The organism is Hymenobacter bucti, assembly GCF_042681145.1.
Taxonomy (GTDB): Bacteria; Bacteroidota; Bacteroidia; order Cytophagales; family Hymenobacteraceae; genus Hymenobacter; species Hymenobacter bucti.
Genome location: NZ_JBHUFD010000003.1, coordinates 781,785 through 800,191, shown reverse-complemented (window position 1 = coordinate 800,191; position 18,407 = coordinate 781,785). Strand labels below are relative to the sequence as shown.

The window sequence follows — 18,407 nt, the reverse complement described above, 5'->3', positions numbered from 1 at the left end:
AGCTATTGTTGGGCCGGCCGATGCGTTAGGCCTGGGGCCAGGCCCTTGAAGAGGCTATTTGTACTGCCTTATTTAGGGCGGGTGACCCAGGCCAGTTTGGTCAACTCGAATACAAAGTTGAGCGTAGGCTTCTCCCCGAAATAGGTTACCTCTTGTTCGGCGACTTTACGGGCACCTAGGCGCTGGATGGCAATTTGCGACCGCACGTTGCCGGCCCCGATGTGAAAGCGCACCGTGTTCACAAATTGAAACACGTACCCGAGCACCAAGTTCTTGACCGCTAGGTTAATGCCTTTGCCCCAGGAGGAAGTGCCGTAGAAGGTATACCCGATGTGGATGCTGTTATCCAGAGGGTTATAACCGTAGAGGCGGGTGCTGCCGAGCGCGGCGCCCGTCGCCTTGTCCACGATTTTAAAGGCGCCCTGGCTCTGCATGGCTCCTTCGAAGAAGGTCGTAAACGCCGATTTTTGCCAGCGCTCTTTGTTGGGGTGCTGCTCCCAAATCTTGGGGTCAGCGGCCACGGCGTAGAGGTCGGCAAAGTCACTTTCCTGCAAGGGTAGCAACTCGAGGGCGTCACTTTCGAGGGTGGGTTGAAGAGAAAAAGTAGGCATAACGACGGGGAAAGTAGTAAAGAAGTAGCGGCTAGTGCCCTAGGGAAGCAGCCCGCCCAGTACCTCCACGTAGTGCGCCACGTTTTCGGCCATGAAGCGGCGGCGGTACTGCATAAGAAAGCGCGGGTGGTCCAGGACTTCGATGCGGTCGAAAAGGCCCAACTCGTCGTTGAGCTTGCGCAGAAACTCGCCGTTGCGGCGGCCCAGGCTCACGGCTACGTCGCGGCGCAGGCCGAGCTGCTCGGCCTGCTGGGTGAGGGAGAGGCGCATGTCGGCCCACAGGGCTTTGGTGAGGGCGGGCGCGTCGTAGTAGTTGTAGTTTTTGCCGGCGTGCGTGAGCTCTAAGGGGTACACCGAGCTGAGGAAAAAGTGCTCGTAGAAGGGCGTGGGGCCGCCCAGTTCGGTAATAAACTTGTACACGAACTCGCTCGATAGCTCGCGGCGCTGCTTAGGCAGGCTGTGGGCGATGCCGCAGATGTCAGTCAGCGCCACTGGGTCGGTGAAAGCCACGCCCGTGCGCCCGCCACCGAAGCGGCCGGGGTTGATGCCAAAAAGGCCCACCCGCGGGGCGGTGCCCCGGTAGTATTTCTGGGCAAACGCCGTGAGAATCGCAGTCACGGCCGAGTCTTGAAACGAGCTGCGGACTTCGACCGCGCCCGGCAGCGGGGCGGTGGGCAAGGGGAAGCTGCGGAGCAAATGCAGCAGGCGGGCGGCAAAATCGGGCATTCGAGTTTTTGGCTAACGTGGGGCATGGGTACGCAAGACGGCCGAAAATGGCTGACCTTTGCGCCATGCGCCCCCGCCCCCAAAGCCAAGCCCTAGGTACCATCTTGCTGCGGCCGCTTGCCTGGCTCTACGCGGCCGTGCTGGCGGTGCGCAACTGGCTCTACGACTACGGCTGGAAGCATTCGGCCCCTGGCTGGGTGCCGCTCATTGGGGTGGGCAACCTGCGGGTGGGTGGCACCGGCAAGACGCCCCACGTGGCCTGGCTCATCGAAGAGCTGCTGCGCCAGGGCCAGCGCCCGGCCATCCTGAGCCGCGGCTACGGCCGCCAGACGAAAGGGCCGCGCCTGACCGCGCCCGCCGACTCGGCCGCTACCGTGGGCGACGAGCCGTGGCAGTATTACCAGCAGTTTGGGGACCTAGGCGTGCCGGTGGTGGTGGCCGAAAACCGGCAGCTCGGCCTCGACCTTTTGCGCCAGCAGCACCCCGAGCTCACGACCGTGGTGCTCGATGATGCCTACCAGCACCGGCGCGTGCGCCCCGCGCTCAACATCCTACTCACCGAGCTGGCGCGGCCGTTTTACCACGACTACGTGCTGCCCGCCGGCCGCCTGCGCGAAACCCGCGCCGGGGCCGCCCGCGCCGACGTTATCATTATTACGAAGTGCCCGCCCGACCTAGGGGCCGGCGCGCAAGCCGCAATAGCCGCCCAAGTGCGGCGCTACGCCCGGCCAGGCGCGCTCGTTTTGTTTTCGGCCTACGACTACGCTGCGCCGCAGCCGCTCACGGCCGAGCTCGATTTAGATTGTAACCCAATTGAACCTAGGTCTGAGCAATTGCCAGTACCGGGGCCGGCCCTACTCCTTACGGGCATCGCGCAGCCGGGACCGCTGCGCGAGCACCTGGAAGCGGCTGGCTATACCATTGTGCACCACGAAGCGCTACCCGACCATCACTACTTTCAACTGGCTGACTTGAAGGCCCTGCAAGCTCACTGGCAGCCCGGCTGGCCTATTTTTACGACTGAAAAAGATGCTACCCGCCTTGTTGCGCCCGGCTTGTGGGCGCAGCAGCTACAGATAGCGCGTCACATCTACACGATTCCGGTGCGGGTGGCGTTGCTGGGAGCCGGCGCGGCGCAGCTGCGCCAGCTGCTGCCGGGCGCGAGCCCGGCTTCACCGGTACTTTTATGAGTTCAGGCGGGCGCTGCTATTCGGCGCCGGCCCTAATCTGCCTGTTGTTACCCCGCATGTTTCTTCCAACTGCCGCCACCCGCTGGCTCCTTCTCCTGCTTGGGCTAGTGCTGGGCGCGCCGCTGCTGGGGCGGGCCCAGATTGTTGACGACTCAACCAAGGTGCTCTACGGCCCCAAAACGACCCGCGTCATCTATGAGGCCGAGGTGCTGGCCGACTCTACCCGCGGCACGCTCATCGACACCTCCTTGGTGCGCTGGTCGCAACAGAAATTCTGGTTTCGTGACAGCACCCTGCAGCAGGATTTGGGCGCCGTGGGCTCGGCCTCGCGCCCGTTGCTCTTTCAGCCCAATACAGCGCTGGGGGCCCGCCTAGGGCGCAATGTATTCGACCGCTACGCCCGCGAGGCCAGCCAGGTGCCGTACTACGACAGCCGCTCGCCGTACTCGTTTTTTCGCTTTATTCAGAGCGGCGCGGGTGAGCAGGTATTCGAAATCAGCTACAGCCGCTCGCTCAAGAAAAATTTCGGTATCGGCGCCAGCTACGAGCGTGTTGCGTCCAACCGCCTGGTGGGGCCGGGGTCCAGCGGGGGCATCGATGCGAACCTGGTCGAGCACAACGCGGCCACTTTCTTTGCCCGCTACCAAACCGAAGATGAGCGATACCACTTGCTGGTGAGCCTCGTCGATACGCGGCACCGCACCATCGAGCAGGGCGGCATTTTGCCGTACGCCAGCGATTACACGGCCGCAGGTAAGTTGATTACCAACAACTTATTTGTGTATGACCGCGCGCAGGTTAACCTGGTTTACGCGTCCAATACCGATGACCGCGACCAGCTGCACCTCTTTCACTCGTACCGGCTGCTGGGGCGCGGGGTCACGGCCTACCATGTTTTCGACATCCGGCGGCAGTACAACGGCTACCTCGATAATAACCTGACCGCGACATTCAACTCGCCGGTTGCTACCACCGACGGGGCCTTTTACCCGGCCATCCTGCGCAACCCGACCCTCACCGCCGACCGCGTAACCTACCGCCAAGCCGAAAACACCGTGGGCTTCCTGGGCCGCACCGACCGCCTCGCCTACAACGTGTATGCCCGCTACCGGGCCGCCTCGCTGCGCCAGACTAGCCAGCTGCCCATTCCGGCTACCTCCACGACCACCACCACGCAAGCGCCCCCGGCGGATGTCGCGTCGAGTGCCTACTCGCAGTTGTTCTTCGGCGGCACAGCGTCCTTTAATTACCGCACCATCTACGCCGTGGAGGTAGCCGGCGAGTACAAGCCCCTGGGCTACAACCCGCTGGGTGAGTATTGGCTGCGCGGGCGCATTCGCACGGGGCCGCTCTCGGCCGAGCTGCTCACCACTTCCTACGCGCCCACGCTCACGCAGCAGCAGCAGCTGGGCAACCACTACGCCTGGAACAATGACGGTGAGGACGGCCGCAACCGGTTCAGCAACACCCAGATAACGCAGCTCTCGGGGCGCTTGCAGCAGCGCCTGCCGCTGCTTGCCGACCACGCCATTGATGCGAGCGTGACGGTGGCAAACGTCAGCAACCTGATTTATTACGCCTCCTACAACCCGGTATCTACCAACACCACCAAGCAAATAAGCCAGCTGCTGGGGCCGCAGCAGTCGGACAGCAAGCGGCTGCTCATTGCGTCGGTGCGCCACCGCTTCCGCGTGGGCAAGGTGTATTTTGATAACCAGGGCACCTACACGCTCGGCGCCGATAGCACCAACGAGGCGCTGCGCATTCCGGCCCTCGTCACCGAGTCGCGGGTGTTTTACCAGACCCACGTGTTCAAAAAAGCGCTGCTGGCGCAGCTCGGGGCCGAGCTTTATTACCAGTCGGCTTTTCGGGCCTACGGCTACCAGCCCAGCGTGCAGCAGTTTTTTGTGCAGGACCGGTTTACCATCCGCAACTACGCGGTGGCCAACGTGTTTCTCACCGCCGACATCAAGGCGGCAACCATCTTCCTGAAGGTGGCCTACCTTAACCAGGGCCTCGGCCCCGCGGGCTACTTCACCACGCCCTTCTACTCCGGCTACCCGCGCCGCCTGCAACTCGGCATACGCTGGCGCTTCTTCACATAATCGCAGATTCAACGGATTTAACGGATTGCGCAGATACGCCCGCCTGCGGCGGGCTGGCTAGGCTGGCTTGCTGGTGGGGTTTTTGGGTAGCGCTGCGCGCGGTTGCTTGTTGGCTGCCGAAATTTGTGGGGTGGGGGCAGGGGTATGGGCAGGAACGCTTGTCCCTAACACTTGTACTATGAATCTTAGAGTAGAATTTCAAGTTGGAAATAAGCCTATTAACTAAAAATCAGCCAGCCCAGGTAGATGCTTGGCCCACATAAACTACCACCCACCCGATAAGGCCGCAGGCCAAACTACCCCCAAAAAACGCTCGTCAGCATAGTCAGCCCGCCGCAGGCGGGCGTATCTGCGCAATCAGTTAAATCCGTTAAATCTGCGATGAAGACGATACTTAAGCTTAAGCTCAACTCGGACCCGCGCTGGGCGGACCTAGCCAGCAAAAACCTCGAAGAAATATTGGTGGACCACGCCTACTGCGAGCAGAAGGCGGCCAGCACCGGCATCTCGCTCATCGTGCATTACCCCGAAAAGGAGCGCCTCGTGGACGAGCTCACCGCCCTCGTGGCCGAGGAGTGGGAGCACTTCGACCGCGTAGTAAAGGAGCTGCGCAAGCGCAACTTGCCCCTAGGGCGCCCCCGGCGCGACGAATACGTGGTGCAGCTGATGGCCCACGTGCGCAAAGGCGGCCCCCGCGAGCGCCAGCTCATGGACCAATTACTCGTGTCGGCGCTCATCGAGGCGCGCTCCTGCGAGCGCTTCAAGCTGCTCTGGCTGCACCTGCAAGACCGCGACCCCGAGCTCAGCCAGTTTTACTACGAGCTGATGGCCAGCGAGGCCGGCCACTTCGTGAGCTACGTGGACCTGGCCAAGGAGTACTGCGACCCGGTGACGGTAGATGCCCGCTTGCAGGAATTACTGCTGCTAGAAGGCGAAATCGTGGTGAACCTGCCCGTGCGCGACGACCGCATGCACTAATTTTAACTCACCTGTCCTGGCGAGCGCAGCGAAGCAATCGCATCACAACGAGCCGTTCGGGTACTGTTCCGGTGCGATTACTTCGCTGCGCTCGCCAGGACAGATGACGAAATAGTAGCTAAAAAGATGATTATCAATATTCCGACCCTTGCCGCGCTGCCCGCTGCTGCGCAGCAGCTCGCCGCCGCCATTGCCGAGGGCGACCACGCGGTGGTGGCTTTTGAGGGGGAGATGGGCGCAGGCAAAACGACCCTCATTCGGGCCCTAGGTGGTGCCCTGGGCGTGGCCGACGACGTGAGCAGCCCCACCTTTGCCCTGGTCAATGAGTACCGCGACGGGCAGGATGAACCTATTTATCACTTTGACTTTTACCGTATTGACTCTGAAGAAGAGGCCCTTCGCCTTGGGGCGGCCGAGTACTTCGATTCGGGGTATCTTTGTCTGGTGGAATGGCCCGCCCGCGTGGCAGGTTTATTGCCGCCGGCTTACTTACAGGTCAACCTGGAGGTAACGGGTTCAGAATCAAGGAGAATTCAATTATCAATTATCAGTCAACAATTATCAAGTGGTCGGTGAATAGGTAGCCAGCTAAGGGGTGCATTGCATTTTAACGCACTCCTCGGCTGATAACTGATAATTGCTACCTGCTAATTGAAAAAACATATGGCCGAACAGCTACCCCCCGGCTTCGGTGCGCTGGCCACCAGCCGCGCCTACTTCACCCAGGAGTCGATGCTGGCCGTGGAAACGCGCAAGCGCAAGCTCTTTATTGGGCTGCCCAAAGAGTCATTGCTTCAGGAAAACCGCCTAGGGCTCACGCCCGAAGCCGTGCTGCACCTCGTGAACGAGGGCCACGAAGTGATGCTGGAAAGCGGGGCCGGCGAGCCCAGCAAGTACTCCGACCACGACTACTCGGAGGCCGGCGCCACCATCGCCTACTCGACGGAGGAGGTGTACAAGGCCGACATCATCCTGAAAGTGGCCCCGACCACGCTGGAAGAAATCGAGCTGCTGCGCCCCGGCCAGACGCTCATTTCGGCCCTGCAAATGGGCACCATGACGCCCGAGTTCATCAACGCCCTGGCCCGCAAAAAGGTCAACGCCATTGGCTTCGAGCTGATAAAAGACCCCAGCGGGGCCCGGCCGGTGGTGCGCGCCATGAGCGAAATCGCGGGCTCGACCGTGATGCTGGTGGCCGCCGAGTACCTGGCCCGCTCCAACGAGGGCAAGGGCATCATCCTGGGGGGCATCACGGGCGTGCCACCGTCGCAGGTCGTCATTCTGGGCGCCGGCACGGTGGCCGAGTACGCCGCCCGCGCCGCCATCGGGCTGGGCGCCGAGGTCAAAGTATTTGATAACCATCTTTATAAGCTGCGTCGCCTCAAGCACAACCTAGGCACCCAGCTCTATACCAGCACCCTGGACACGTTTGCCCTGAGCCAGCAGATTCGGCGGGCCGACGTGGTCATTGGTGCCCTGGCGGTGGAGGAGGGGCGCATCCCGTTTATGGTGCCCGAGCAGATGGTGGCTAGCATGGCGCCCGGCTCCATCATCATCGACATCAGCATCGACCAGGGCGGCTGCTTCGAGACGAGCGAGCTCACGAGCCACAGCAAGCCCGTGTTTCGTAAGTACGACGTGGTGCACTACTGCGTGCCCAACATCGCGTCGCGGGTGCCGCGCACGGCCACCAACGCGCTGAGCAACATCTTCACGCCCATTTTGCAGGAAATCAGCCAGCAGGGCGGCATCAATGAGGCGCTGTTTACTAACGAGCACTTTCGCAGCGGCGTCTACATCTACAAAGGCTCGCTGACTAACGCGGCCATTGCCAAGAAATTCAACATGCGCTACAAGGAGTTGGGCCTGCTGATAGCGGTGCGCAACTAGGCGCCGGACGGGCCGCGCCCGCTACCCGCAAACGAGCCGAGCGCTTAGCGGAATTGGTCGGGGATACCGGCTGGTTCGGCTAAGCGCTCGGCTTTGCGTTGGGGCGGCGGCAACTAGGACGCCAGCCGGGCCGTTCAGCTAGGCTCACGCACGGCCCCGGCCGCTTGGGCTTATGAAGAAGGAAGATATCAGCTTCGGCGACTGGCACCGCTGGCTGTTTGGCGATGCGCCGCCCGCCTTTATGGGCGAGGTATTGCTGCGGGCGCTAGTCATGTTTGTGGCCGTGCTGCTGCTGATGCGCCTAATGGGCCGGCGCATGAAGGGCGAGATTTCGGTGGCCGAGCTGGCCGTGGTGCTCACGTTTGGGGCCATTATCGGGGGCGCCATGCACCAGCCCAAATCGGGGCTGCTGCCGGGGCTGGCGGTGCTGGGGGCGGTGTTGTTTATGCACCGCTTCACCAACTGGCTGGCCCATAAGTACCACGCGGTGGAGGTAGTGGAGCAGGGCGATGCCGTGCTGCTGCTGCGCGACGGCGTGCTCGACCTGGCCGCCATGCAGCAGCAGGCGCTCTCGCAGGAGCAGCTCTTTGGCTTGCTGCGCAATGAGAATATCAGCCAGCTCGGCGAGCTGCGGCGGGTGTACTTCGAGGTCAGTGGTGAGCTAAGCCTCTACCAACTGCCCACGCCCGTGCCCGGCCTGAGCGTACGGCCCCCGGCCGATGCCCCAACTGCCGCCCTTGATGGCCCGGCCCAGGGTAAAAAAGCCTGCGCCACCTGCGGGCAGGTGCCCGCCGCTACCGACCACGCGGGCGGAAGCTGCCTGCGCTGCGGCGCGGCTAACTGGCAGCCCGCCGCCTGGCAAGCCCCGAAAGCAGCGTAAGCGCTGTTCTTGTCCGCTGCCCTCGTCATTTTTACGCTCATGCCCGCTTCGCCGCCCCCCGAAATTACCGATTACCTGCGCATCCTGCTGGGTGAGCAGCCCGCTTCGTTTATCGCCGAAGCCAGCCTGCGGCTGGTGCTGCTGTACCTGCTGATGCTCACGGCGCTGCGCCTGATGGGCAAGCGCATGGCCGGGCAGCTCAGCCGCCCCGAGCTGGCGGCGCTGGTGTCGATGGCCGCAGCCATCGGCCTGCCCATTCTCTCGCCCGACCGGGGGCTGCTGGCCTCCGTGGTTATTGCCGCGGTGGTGGTGCTGGGCCAGCGGCTAGTAACGCACTGGGCAGCGCGGCGCGCGCGGGTCGAGCAGCTGCTCATGGGCAACGTGCGCACCGTGGTGGCCGATGGCGTGCTGCAGCTCGCCACGCTGGAGTACGCGGTGTTATCGCAGGAGCAGCTGTTTGCCCAGCTGCGGGGCGAAAGCCTGGAGCACCTCGGGCAGGTGCACCGCTGCTACATGGAGGCCAACGGCACCTTTAGCCTGGTAGAGGCCCCGCAGCCCCAGCCGGGCTTATCGCTGCTGCCCAGCTGGGACCAGGACTTTCGCCGCCTGCAGCCGGTGGCAGTGGGCGCGTTTGCCTGCCAGACGTGCGGGCACGTGCAAAAGGCGCCCGCAAAGCCCGCCCAGCCGTGCCCGCACTGCGGGGCACCCGGCTGGGAACCCGCCGTAGACGCAATAAAATAGCGCCGCGGCCCGCCGCCCGCTTTCACTTGATTAGGTGCTTACTAAGCCTGGCCTCGGTCAGGCTTAGTCGGTTTACGGGCCCGCCGCCGCCAAGCTCAGCAGCAACCTAGGCGTTTATAACCTAGTACTTAATGCACAGACAATGAGCACTAAGCTCGACCAAAAGTAGGGGCGCCGGACTGCGCCGCCTCGGTTTGGGGGACGAAAATTTGAGCGGATGAATTACGTAAGAACGAGCGGTGAGCAGGTAGAAATATGGGGCGGGGTGGAGTGCACGTGCCGGCGCGTGGGTGAGGATTATTCCGACCAGCTCACCCGCGGCGGCCACCTTACCCGCCTCGATGACCTCGACCGTTTTGCCGACCTAGGGCTGCGCACCCTGCGCTACCCTATTCTGTGGGAGCACGTGGCCCCCGAAAGCCTCGACCGGCCCGACTGGCAGTGGGCCGATGAGCGCCTGGGGCGCCTACGGGAGCTGGAAATCGAGCCCATTGTGGGGCTGGTGCACCACGGTAGCGGCCCGCGCTACACGGCCCTCGACCAGCCCACGTTTGCCCCCGGCCTGGCCCGCTACGCCCGCCTGGTGGCCGAGCGCTACCCCTGGGTGCAGTACTACACGCCCGTGAATGAGCCGCTGACCACGGCCCGCTTCAGCGGCCTCTATGGCTTCTGGTATCCGCACGGCCGCGATGACCGCACGTTTGTGCGCGTGCTGTTCAACGAGCTGCTGGCCACCAAGCTCGCCATGCTGGCCATCCGGGAGGTGAACCCCCAGGCCCAGTTGGTGCAAACCGAGGACCTAGGGCAGGCCCACGGCACGTCGGAAATGGCCGCGCAGATTGAGTTTGAAAACCACCGCCGCTGGCTGACCTTCGACATCCTGAGCGGGCGCGTGACGCCGGAGCACCCGCTCTGGGACTACCTACTTACTAACGGCATCGAGGAAGCCGAGCTCCAGGGTTTTATCGACCAGCCCCTGCCGCCCGACGTGCTGGGCATCAACCACTACATCACCAGCGAGCGCCACCTCGACGAGCGCCTGGAGCGGTACCCGGGCCTACCCACCACCGTGGGGCTGTGCCACGACGCGTACATCGACACCGAAGCCGTGCGCGTGGTGGGTGTGGAGGTCACGGGTCTCGAAAACCTGCTGCGCGAAACCTGGGAGCGCTACGACTTGCCGCTGGCCATTACGGAAGCGCACCTGGGCTGCACCCGCGAGGAGCAACTGCGCTGGCTAAATCAAACCTGGGCCGCCGCCAACCGCCTGCTTGCCGAGGGCATCCCCCTGCGCGGCCTCACGGTGTGGTCACTGCTGGGCGCCTTCGACTGGGACAGCCTGCTTACCCTCGACGTGGGCCACTACGAGCCCGGCGTGTTCGACGTGCGCAGCGGCGAGCCCCGGCCCACCGCCCTGCACCACATGGTGCACAGCCTCATCCGGCACGGGCACTACGCGCACCCCGTGCTGGCCGGCCTCGGCTGGTGGCAGCGCGAGCTGCGCTTCGCCTGGCCCGCCGAAGCCGCCTAGGTAGTGTTTAGTTGGTAGTGATTAATTAGTAGTTTCTGGTTATCAGTTATTAAGACCTACTCAATCTGCTGATTGCTAACTGTCAGCTAGTCACTAACCACTACCAATTAATCACTATTAACTACTCACTAATCACTATCATGAAACCGCTACTTATAACTGGTGCTACCGGCACGCTTGGCCAGGCTTTCGAGCGGCTGTGCCACATTCGCGGCCTGCACGCGGTGTTGCTCGACCGCGCCGCGCTTGATATTGCCGCCGCCGATTCTATCCGGGCGGCGCTCGCCCGGTACCAGCCCTGGGCCGTGGTGAACGCGGCCGGCTACGTACGCGTCGATGATGCCGAAACCGACCAGGACCGCTGCTACCGCGAAAACACCACTGGCCCTAGGTTGCTGGCCGAGGCCTGCGCTGCCCAGGGCGTGCAGCTGCTCACCTTTTCATCAGACCTAGTTTTCGATGGCCACCAAGCCACGCCCTATCTCGAAGACGCCGTAACCGCCCCGCTGGGCGCGTATGGCCGCAGCAAGCTGCTGGCCGAGCAGGCCGTACTGGCCCATTTGCCGAGCGCGCTAGTGGTGCGGACCAGCGCCTTTTTTAGCGCTTGGGACGAACACAACTTCGTGTACCACGCCCTGGCCGCCGCCCGCCGGGGCGAGCCTTTCGAGGCCGCCGACGACCTGGTCATCTCGCCTACCTACGTGCCCGACCTCGTCAATACCAGCCTCGATTTGCTGCTCGACGGCGCCCAGGGTCTCTGGCACCTCACCAATCAGGGCGCCTACACCTGGGCCGAGCTGGCCCGCCTGGCCCTGCGCCTGGCCGGCCTCGATGAGGCCTACGTGGTGCCGCGCCCGGCCGCCAGCTTCGGCTGGGCCGCCGCCCGCCCGCGCTACAGCGTGCTAGGCAGCGCGCACGGTGCCCAGCTGCCCACCGTAGAAAACGCCCTGCTCCGCCACCTGGCCGAGGAAGGTCTGCTGCAAGCGGAAAATGAAGTAGCTGTCTTGGTAGAGTAAGAAAGCGAACTGTCCGCTTCGCTATAGACTGCTGCTACTTCCTTTAATATGGCAGCTAGCGTAAAGTGCTGTTAGTCTGAGGTGGTGGCTGGCTCACTACTGCCGTAGCGAGTACGCCATTCATTGAGCCAGAAAGTTGTCCGAAAGAATAGGAACATCGCTGCTACATTAACTGACAGCAGCAGTGCATCAGAGTCGTGACCAATCTTAAAGCTGAATTCCGCTAAGGAAGCATCTGCTTTGAAAAGAACCTCATTAGTTAAGTCGATACTTAGCGCTATGAACGGCCCGGCAAAGAATCGGAAGGAAAATCCGCCCGCTGCGAATCCGAAAAGCTGAAGGAGCAGACTGAACCGGCTTAGTTGTAAGCCGCGGACTCTGGTTGGCTGTTTTAAGCAGAGATAGCCGCAATAGATAGCGAACCCGGCTAGACCTAGGAAGGCCACGTAAGCTAAAAATAAAATGCCGGATAAACTCTCAACTCTGGCGAGTGCTAGTAGTATAATGCCGGCAGTAATGAAGCCCCCTACTAGCTGGTAGTAAGCAAAATAACGAACCTGTTGCTGTAGCTGCTCTTCGGATAGCCTGAGTTTCATGCGCTTGCAAGATAGGGTAGGCCGAGTTGGCTTACCGCACTTCCTCCAGCACTTTTTCGACCCAGCCCTTGCCCCAGTCTTCCAGCTCCTGGGCGCTCCAAAGCTGGGGGTAGAAGATGCGGCGCTGAAACTTGGGCGGCAGGTAGCTGCGCCAGTTGGTGCCGCCGGTGGCGGCCACGTCGGTGGGGTCGCGCTGGAGGTAGCGCACGGCCGACTTGTAGTGCATCAGCGGCCAGTTCACGTTCACGTTCACGTCGAGCTGCTTGAGGGCGCGCAGCAGGCGCGGGTGCTGGCGCTCGGCCTCGGGCAGGCGCTGCACCACGGCCCAAGCGTTGCGGTGCTGAAAGTGGCGGGCGTGGGCGAGCAGGTCGCCGGCGTATTTGCGCTCAAATTCGGTAAGGGTCAGGGCCTTGGCGCCGGTTTCTTCGACGGTGGCGCCCGCCTGCCAGTAGATGCAGCCCATGAATTGCTCGTGGGTGGGCGCGTCGCCGAGCAGGCGCCGCTGTTCTTCGGGCACGAGGTTGGCCAGGTCGGTGCTGGCAATTTCGATGTAGCGGTACTGCACGCTCTGGAAGCCCGAGGCGGGCATCAAACTCATGCGGAACTGCAAAAACTGCTGCTTGTCCATGCCGTCCACCATCACGTCGAACGAGTCTATCAGGTTCTCGAAGTAGCGGTTTACGCGACCTAGGCGCAGCACCACTTCGCCCAGGGTCGGGGTTTGCAACTCGCCCAGCTGCTCGTACTCGCGCAGGCAGAGCTTGAAATACAACTCCGTGATTTGGTGGTAGATGATGAAGATTTCCTCGTCCGGAAACTTGGTGAGCGGGCGCTGCAAGCTCAGCAGGGTGTCGAGGTTGATGTAGTCCCAGTAGTTGATGTAGTCGGCGTGGTAGAGGCCTTCGAGGTAGGCGCCCAGGTCCTGGCCGTCGGCGGTGTAGCGCTGCTGCAAGCGCTGCAACTGAGCCAGCACGGCGGGCGAAAATTCGTCGGGCAACGAGGGCGAAATGGGCTGGTCGGACATAAGCAAAAGGGCAGGGGCCGCCGCAAATATCGGCCCGCCCGCCCGCCCCATGCCCAAGGTTGGGCGCCGCACCCTAATTTTAGCCCCGCATGAAAGGGTGATGAGGTGAATAGGGGGATTAAGTAAGGAAGGGAAGAAGTTAAAAGTAACTCTTACGCTTAATCTATTACCTGCTTACCCCTCACCTTATTACGTTCTCACTTCCCCTCCCACGTGGCCGAAAAATCCAGTATTTTTGATATGATAGGGCCCGTGATGATAGGGCCCAGCTCGTCGCACACGGCGGGCGTGGTGCGCATTGCGCGGGCGGCCATCCGCATCCTGGGCGCGCTGCCCACCGAGGCGGTCATCACGTTCTATAACTCTTTTGCCCGTACCTACGAGGGCCACGGCTCGGACCGCGCCATCGTGGCCGGCCTCCTAGGGTACCGGCCCGATGATGAGCGCATTCGCACGGCCTTCGAGCACGCCGCCGAGGCCGGCCTGCACTACACGTTTCAGAGCGTGGGCAACGCCTCGACCTTGCACCCGAATACCATCAAGCTCAACCTGACCGGGCCCGATGGCTACCGCGTGGAGGTGGTGGGCCAAAGCCGGGGCGGCGGCGTCATTCGCATTGTGGAGGTCGATGGCTTCGGCTGCGACTTTTCGGGGGCGTTACACACGCTCATCGTCGATGCCCACGACGTGCCGGGCTCCATCGCGTTTATCGCCTCGGTCATTGCCCACGACGACTGCAACATTGCCACCATGTTTGTGTCGCGCAAGGGCCGCAACGAAGCCGCCCGGCAGTTTATTGAGATGGACAGCCCCATTAAGGACATAACCCTGGCGTACTTGCGGCAGCTAAGCTGGGTGCAGCGCATTACCTATATTCCGACCTTAGAATAAAGGCCTGTAATGCCGGGGCTCGCGCCCTCGATATAGGTGGCACCTAGGGGCCGTAAAATACTGACTGACCAGCTGCGTTTTAGCTGCCAACTGACTTTCTAGTACACATCCGTTTCTTTCCCGCTTATGACTGCAAAAACTACCTGCCTCCCCCTTGCCCCCGCGGCGCTGGCCCTGGCGGGCCTGCTGGCCGCGGGGCCGGCGGCGGCCCAGGCGCCCACGCAGCCCGCCCGGCCGGCCACGGCGCCCGCGGCGGCGCTGGGCACGCCCGCCGCGCCGGCCGCCGGCCCCTGGACGCTCCAGCGGTCCATCGACTATGCCCTGGAGCACAACCTCAACGTGCGCCTCAGCCAGCTCCAGTCCCTCAACAACGCCCAGATACTGCGCCAGAGCAAGGCTGCGCTGCTGCCCACGGCCAACATCAGCGCCACTCAGGCCTGGCAGTACGGCACCAGCGTAAACCCGCTCACGTTTGAGTTTCAGAACCAGACGGTGCGCTCCAGCAACTTCTCGGGCGCGTCGCAGGTGGTGCTGTTTCAGGGCTTTGTGCTGCGCAACACCATCCGGCGCAACCGCCTCGACTACCAGGCCAGCGCGGCGGACATCGAGAAGGCCCGCAACGACCTGAGCCTCAACGTAGCCTCGCAATTCTTGCAGCTGGTGCTGGCCCAGGAGCTGGTGCGCGCCAACCAGACGCGGGTGGCCAGCGACGAGGCGCAGATTGAGCGCTCGCAAATCTTGCTCAAGGCTGGCAGCATCCCCGAGAGCACGCTGCTCGATAGCCAGTCGCAACTCGCCTCCGACCAATTGGGCGTGGTAACGGCCCAAAATCAGGCCGTGCTGGCCCGCCTCTCCCTGATTCAGCTGCTCAACCTCGACCCGGCCGTTAACCAGGATTTTGCCATTGAGGTGCCCCCGCTGCCCGACCCCGACGAAGAGGCGCCCTACCTCATCGACCTCAACCAAACCTACCAGACCGCCGCCGCCCGCCTGCCCGAGATTCAGGCCGCCGACCTGCGCGTGCGCAGCGCCCTGACGACCGTAGACGTGGCCCGCGGGGCCTACCTGCCGCGCCTGAGTTTGGCAGGCAGCATCTTTTCGGGCTACTCCTCGGCGCGCTCGGTCACGGCCGTTGGCACCGACTCGACGGCGCGGCGCACCACGTTCTTCGTGCAGAACGGGGGCGTGCTCACCCCGCTCAGCGTGCTCACCTACCAGCGCAACGTGAGCACGCTGCCCCAGAACTACTGGAGCCAGCTCGACCAGAACCTAGGTCGCCAAATTCAGTTCGCGCTTAACATTCCGCTGCTCAACGGCTTGCAGGTGCGTACCAATGTGCAGCGCTCGCTCATTGGGGTGCAGCAGGCCGAGGTGCAGGCCGAGCAGGCCCGCCTCACCCTGCGCCAGAGCATCGAGCAGGCCGCCGCCGACGCCCGCGCCGCCCAGCTCCAGTACATCTACGCCAAGCGCCAGGTGGCCGCCCTCACCCTCACGCAGCGCAACTCGGAAATCCGCTTCAACAATGGCTTGCTCAACGGCACCGAGTTTAACATTGCGAAAAACAACCTCAACTTCGCCATCTCCAACCAGATTCAGGCCAAGTACACCTTCATCTTCCGGCGTAAGGTGCTGGACTTTTACCAAGGCCGGCCGCTGGCCCTTTAATTCAGTTAAAAGTTAAGAGTTAGGAGTTAAGAGTTGCTGAATCAGTACCTTAATAACTCTTAACTTTTAACCCTTAACTCTTAACTTATGAAAAATAACCGACTCCTTTTTATTCTCCTAGGTCTGCTAATCGTGCTGATTGGCGGCTACGCGGTGGCCAAGAAACAGGGCCTGATTGGCAAGCCCACCGGCACTGAAGTAACGGCCGCTAAGGCCGGGCCGGCCACCATCGTGGAGAAAGTCAGCGCCTCGGGCAAGGTGCAGCCCGAAACGGAAGTGAAAATCTCGCCCGACGTATCGGGCGAAATCACCGAGCTCTACGTCCACGAGGGCGACTCGGTGAAGAAAGGCCAGCTGCTGCTGCGCATCCGGCCCGACAACTACCAGGCCATGGTAAACCAGCAGAGCGCCTCGGTGGGCACCCAGCGCGCCAACGTGGGCCAGGCCGAGGCCCAATTGCAGCAGCAAACCGCCAACGCCCACCAGACCGAGCTCACGTACCGCCGCCAGGCCTCGCTCTATAAGCAGAAGGTCATTTCGCAGTCGGATTACGAGGCGGCCCAGGCGGCCTACAACGCCTCGCAGGAGCAGCTGAAGGCCATTCGGGCGCAGATTATGGCCGCCCAGAGCACCGTGCGCTCGGCCCAGGCCGGCCTGGAAGAAGCCCGCAAAAACCTGAACAAGACTACTATTTACGCCCCGGTGAGCGGCACGGTGTCGAAGCTAAACGTGAAAAAGGGCGAGCGCGTGGTGGGTACGACCCAGATGGCGGGCACCGAAATCATGCGTATTGCCAACCTCAACAACATGGAGGTGCGGGTGAGCGTGAACGAGAACGACATCATCCGGGTGCAGCTCGGCGACTCGGCCGAGGTAGAAGTGGACTCCTACACCACGCAGAACGAGAAGTTTAAGGGCATCGTCACGGCCATTGCCAACACGGCCAAGGATGCCCTCACGGCGGAGGCCGTGACCGAGTTTGAGGTGCGCGTGCGGCTGCTGCCCGCCAGCTACCAGCACTTGGTGAAAGTGGGCCCCGGCGGCCGCACCACGGTTCCCTTCCGGCCCGGTATGACGGCCTCGGTCGACATCATTGCCGAGCGTAAGGCCGGCGTGCTGAGCGTGCCGCTGGCCGCCGTGACTACCCGCTCAGACTCGGCCAAGGTGCAGGAGCAGAGCGGCGGCATCCGCATTGGCGGGCCCGGCCGCGGCACGGCCACCCAGGCCGAAGGCCCGGCCGCGCCCAAGCCCAAGATTGAGGAAGTCGTATTCCTTATTAAGGATGGCAAGGCCGTGATGACGCCGGTGAAAACTGGCATCAGCGACTTTCAGAATATTGAGATTGTCAGCGGCTTAGCGGCCGGTACGGAGGTCGCCAGCGGCCCCTTCCGGGCGGTGGCCAAAACGCTGAAAGATGGGACGCGCGTGGTTGTAAAAGACGCCGCCAGCCTCAGCAAGGCCAGCACCGACGACGCGGGTAAATAACTTTGCACCGCGCCAGCCAGTTTGGTTGGGCCGCCCCGCGCCAGTTGGCAGGGGGCGGCCCTTTTTTTGCCTTCTTCTATGACTAAGATTTTTACCGCTACGGCCCAGTCTACTGGCGGCGCATTGCGCCACGGCGCCCTGACTTTAGGCCTGATTGTCAGTATATTTACCAGCGCCGTGCTGCCGAGCCAGGCCCAGGTGCCCGCGACCACTACCACGCCCGCCGACACCACGCTGCGCAAGTACCAGACGCTGCCCGGCACGCCCCCTAGGCCCTGGTACCAGAGCAAGGTGTTTAAGGCGGCCATTGTGCCAGCGGTACTTATTGGCTACGGCATCAGCGTCGTGGACGACCGCGGCTTTTATTCATCGTATGATGCGCGGCGCGATATTCGACGCAATTTCCCCAACTTCAACAGCCACCTCGACGACTACATGCAGTGGGCGCCCTACCTCGAGCTGGGCGCCGTGCTGGCCTTTGGCGCCGAGAGCCGCAACGACCGCGTGAACCTGGCCCTGGTGCTGGTCAAGTCGGAGGCCATTATGCTGGGCTCGGTCTTTATCGTGAAAACCCTGACCCGGCACGAGCGCCCCGACGGGTCCGATTTGCGCTCATTTCCGTCGGGCCACACGGCGCAGGCGTTTTTGGCGGCCAGCATCGTGCACACCGAGCTGCGCGAGAAAAGCCAGTGGTACGGTATCGGGGCCTATACCCTGGCCACCACGGTGGGCGCCTTTCGAATGTTGAACAACAAGCACTGGGAAGCCGACGTATTTGCCGGCGCGGGCTTCGGTATTTTGTCGGCGCACCTGGCCTACCTCACGCACCGCCACCGCTGGGGCCGCCACCCCGCCGACCGCCAGGGCGTGGGCCTGGGGCAGCCCATTGTGCCCCCGCGCGGCCTCTGGCAAACCACCCCAACCCTGCTGCCGGGCGGCACACCGGGCGTCACGTTTACGTGGCAGGCCAAGTAACGTACCCGCCCGAAGCCGTTTCTGCGGTTTGAAAGCACTTCCAACGCAACAAGGCCCGTCAACTACTGGAGTTGACGGGCCTTGTTGCTTGCTCAAGCAGCGA

At 62.7% G+C, this 18,407-nt stretch carries 17 protein-coding genes; 13 read left to right on the top strand and 4 right to left on the bottom strand.

Features of this window, described 5'->3' with window-relative positions:
* Positions 1–68: 68 nt before the first annotated feature.
* Together ACFSDX_RS11040 and ACFSDX_RS11035 are read right to left on the bottom strand one after the other, a co-directional pair.
* Positions 69–611, bottom strand: a complete 543-nt coding sequence (locus ACFSDX_RS11040) for a GNAT family N-acetyltransferase (RefSeq protein ID WP_382313453.1) — start codon at positions 609–611, stop codon at positions 69–71.
* A gap of 39 nt (positions 612–650) precedes the next feature.
* Positions 651–1,337: a uracil-DNA glycosylase family protein gene (locus ACFSDX_RS11035; protein ID WP_382313451.1), complete on the bottom strand. Its 687-nt coding sequence runs from the start codon at positions 1,335–1,337 to the stop codon at positions 651–653.
* A gap of 65 nt (positions 1,338–1,402) precedes the next feature.
* On the opposite strand from ACFSDX_RS11035, the gene lpxK reads away from it, so the two are divergent.
* From lpxK to ACFSDX_RS10990, 9 genes are all read left to right on the top strand, one after another.
* On the top strand, positions 1,403–2,527 hold the full coding sequence (lpxK, locus tag ACFSDX_RS11030) for a tetraacyldisaccharide 4'-kinase (protein ID WP_382313450.1): 1,125 nt from the start codon (positions 1,403–1,405) through the stop codon (positions 2,525–2,527).
* A 56-nt stretch (positions 2,528–2,583) separates the two neighbouring features.
* Positions 2,584–4,632, top strand: a complete 2,049-nt coding sequence (locus ACFSDX_RS11025) for a putative porin (RefSeq protein WP_382313448.1) — start codon at positions 2,584–2,586, stop codon at positions 4,630–4,632.
* Positions 4,633–5,013: 381 nt separating this feature from the next.
* Entirely contained in the window at positions 5,014–5,610 is a 597-nt protein-coding gene (locus ACFSDX_RS11020; protein ID WP_382313447.1) for a MiaE family protein, read from the top strand.
* A 126-nt stretch (positions 5,611–5,736) separates the two neighbouring features.
* Positions 5,737–6,186, top strand: coding sequence for a tRNA (adenosine(37)-N6)-threonylcarbamoyltransferase complex ATPase subunit type 1 TsaE (gene tsaE, locus ACFSDX_RS11015; RefSeq protein WP_382313446.1), 450 nt, complete (start codon positions 5,737–5,739; stop codon positions 6,184–6,186).
* Positions 6,187–6,273: 87 nt separating this feature from the next.
* Positions 6,274–7,500: an alanine dehydrogenase gene (locus ACFSDX_RS11010; RefSeq protein ID WP_382313445.1), complete on the top strand. Its 1,227-nt coding sequence runs from the start codon at positions 6,274–6,276 to the stop codon at positions 7,498–7,500.
* 172 nt (positions 7,501–7,672) lie between these two features.
* Positions 7,673–8,380 carry a DUF421 domain-containing protein gene (locus ACFSDX_RS11005; RefSeq protein ID WP_382313444.1) on the top strand — a complete coding sequence of 236 codons (708 nt, stop codon included), beginning with the start codon at positions 7,673–7,675 and terminating at the stop codon, positions 8,378–8,380.
* Positions 8,381–8,389: 9 nt separating this feature from the next.
* Positions 8,390–9,121 carry a YetF domain-containing protein gene (locus ACFSDX_RS11000; protein ID WP_382313442.1) on the top strand — a complete coding sequence of 244 codons (732 nt, stop codon included), beginning with the start codon at positions 8,390–8,392 and terminating at the stop codon, positions 9,119–9,121.
* Between the two features lie 217 nt (positions 9,122–9,338).
* A complete protein-coding gene (locus ACFSDX_RS10995; RefSeq protein ID WP_382313441.1) occupies positions 9,339–10,652 on the top strand; it encodes a family 1 glycosylhydrolase in 1,314 nt (437 codons plus the stop codon).
* A gap of 140 nt (positions 10,653–10,792) precedes the next feature.
* Positions 10,793–11,668, top strand: a complete 876-nt coding sequence (locus ACFSDX_RS10990) for an SDR family oxidoreductase (protein WP_382313440.1) — start codon at positions 10,793–10,795, stop codon at positions 11,666–11,668.
* Positions 11,669–11,739: 71 nt separating this feature from the next.
* Here ACFSDX_RS10990 and ACFSDX_RS10985 read toward each other — a convergent pair whose 3' ends face one another.
* Together ACFSDX_RS10985 and ACFSDX_RS10980 are read right to left on the bottom strand one after the other, a co-directional pair.
* Positions 11,740–12,264 (bottom strand): hypothetical protein, encoded by a 525-nt coding sequence (locus ACFSDX_RS10985; RefSeq protein ID WP_382313439.1) that lies wholly within the window; start codon positions 12,262–12,264, stop codon positions 11,740–11,742.
* A 31-nt stretch (positions 12,265–12,295) separates the two neighbouring features.
* Entirely contained in the window at positions 12,296–13,288 is a 993-nt protein-coding gene (locus ACFSDX_RS10980) for a tryptophan 2,3-dioxygenase family protein (protein WP_382313437.1), read from the bottom strand.
* Positions 13,289–13,501: 213 nt separating this feature from the next.
* Between ACFSDX_RS10980 and sdaAB the strand changes: the two genes are divergently transcribed.
* From sdaAB to ACFSDX_RS10960, 4 genes are all read left to right on the top strand, one after another.
* Positions 13,502–14,179: an L-serine ammonia-lyase, iron-sulfur-dependent subunit beta gene (gene sdaAB / locus ACFSDX_RS10975; protein ID WP_382313436.1), complete on the top strand. Its 678-nt coding sequence runs from the start codon at positions 13,502–13,504 to the stop codon at positions 14,177–14,179.
* A 126-nt stretch (positions 14,180–14,305) separates the two neighbouring features.
* Complete coding sequence (locus ACFSDX_RS10970; RefSeq protein ID WP_382313435.1) at positions 14,306–15,844, top strand: TolC family protein; 1,539 nt, start codon at positions 14,306–14,308, stop codon at positions 15,842–15,844.
* A gap of 87 nt (positions 15,845–15,931) precedes the next feature.
* The gene (locus ACFSDX_RS10965) at positions 15,932–17,329 is read left to right on the top strand and encodes an efflux RND transporter periplasmic adaptor subunit (protein ID WP_382313433.1); all 1,398 of its coding nucleotides are present in this window, start codon (positions 15,932–15,934) and stop codon (positions 17,327–17,329) included.
* A 78-nt stretch (positions 17,330–17,407) separates the two neighbouring features.
* Positions 17,408–18,304: a phosphatase PAP2 family protein gene (locus ACFSDX_RS10960; RefSeq protein ID WP_382313432.1), complete on the top strand. Its 897-nt coding sequence runs from the start codon at positions 17,408–17,410 to the stop codon at positions 18,302–18,304.
* Positions 18,305–18,407: the final 103 nt, after the last annotated feature.

Coding starts and splice junctions, on each gene's coding strand:
- ACFSDX_RS11040 (WP_382313453.1), bottom strand. CDS start 611: ATGCCTACTTTTTCTCTTCAACCCACCCTCGAAAGTGACGCCCTCGAG.
- ACFSDX_RS11035 (WP_382313451.1), bottom strand. CDS start 1,337: ATGCCCGATTTTGCCGCCCGCCTGCTGCATTTGCTCCGCAGCTTCCCC.
- lpxK (WP_382313450.1), top strand. CDS start 1,403: ATGCGCCCCCGCCCCCAAAGCCAAGCCCTAGGTACCATCTTGCTGCGG.
- ACFSDX_RS11025 (WP_382313448.1), top strand. CDS start 2,584: ATGTTTCTTCCAACTGCCGCCACCCGCTGGCTCCTTCTCCTGCTTGGG.
- ACFSDX_RS11020 (WP_382313447.1), top strand. CDS start 5,014: ATGAAGACGATACTTAAGCTTAAGCTCAACTCGGACCCGCGCTGGGCG.
- tsaE (WP_382313446.1), top strand. CDS start 5,737: ATGATTATCAATATTCCGACCCTTGCCGCGCTGCCCGCTGCTGCGCAG.
- ACFSDX_RS11010 (WP_382313445.1), top strand. CDS start 6,274: ATGGCCGAACAGCTACCCCCCGGCTTCGGTGCGCTGGCCACCAGCCGC.
- ACFSDX_RS11005 (WP_382313444.1), top strand. CDS start 7,673: ATGAAGAAGGAAGATATCAGCTTCGGCGACTGGCACCGCTGGCTGTTT.
- ACFSDX_RS10995 (WP_382313441.1), top strand. CDS start 9,339: ATGAATTACGTAAGAACGAGCGGTGAGCAGGTAGAAATATGGGGCGGG.
- ACFSDX_RS10990 (WP_382313440.1), top strand. CDS start 10,793: ATGAAACCGCTACTTATAACTGGTGCTACCGGCACGCTTGGCCAGGCT.
- ACFSDX_RS10985 (WP_382313439.1), bottom strand. CDS start 12,264: ATGAAACTCAGGCTATCCGAAGAGCAGCTACAGCAACAGGTTCGTTAT.
- ACFSDX_RS10980 (WP_382313437.1), bottom strand. CDS start 13,288: ATGTCCGACCAGCCCATTTCGCCCTCGTTGCCCGACGAATTTTCGCCC.
- ACFSDX_RS10970 (WP_382313435.1), top strand. CDS start 14,306: ATGACTGCAAAAACTACCTGCCTCCCCCTTGCCCCCGCGGCGCTGGCC.
- ACFSDX_RS10965 (WP_382313433.1), top strand. CDS start 15,932: ATGAAAAATAACCGACTCCTTTTTATTCTCCTAGGTCTGCTAATCGTG.
- ACFSDX_RS10960 (WP_382313432.1), top strand. CDS start 17,408: ATGACTAAGATTTTTACCGCTACGGCCCAGTCTACTGGCGGCGCATTG.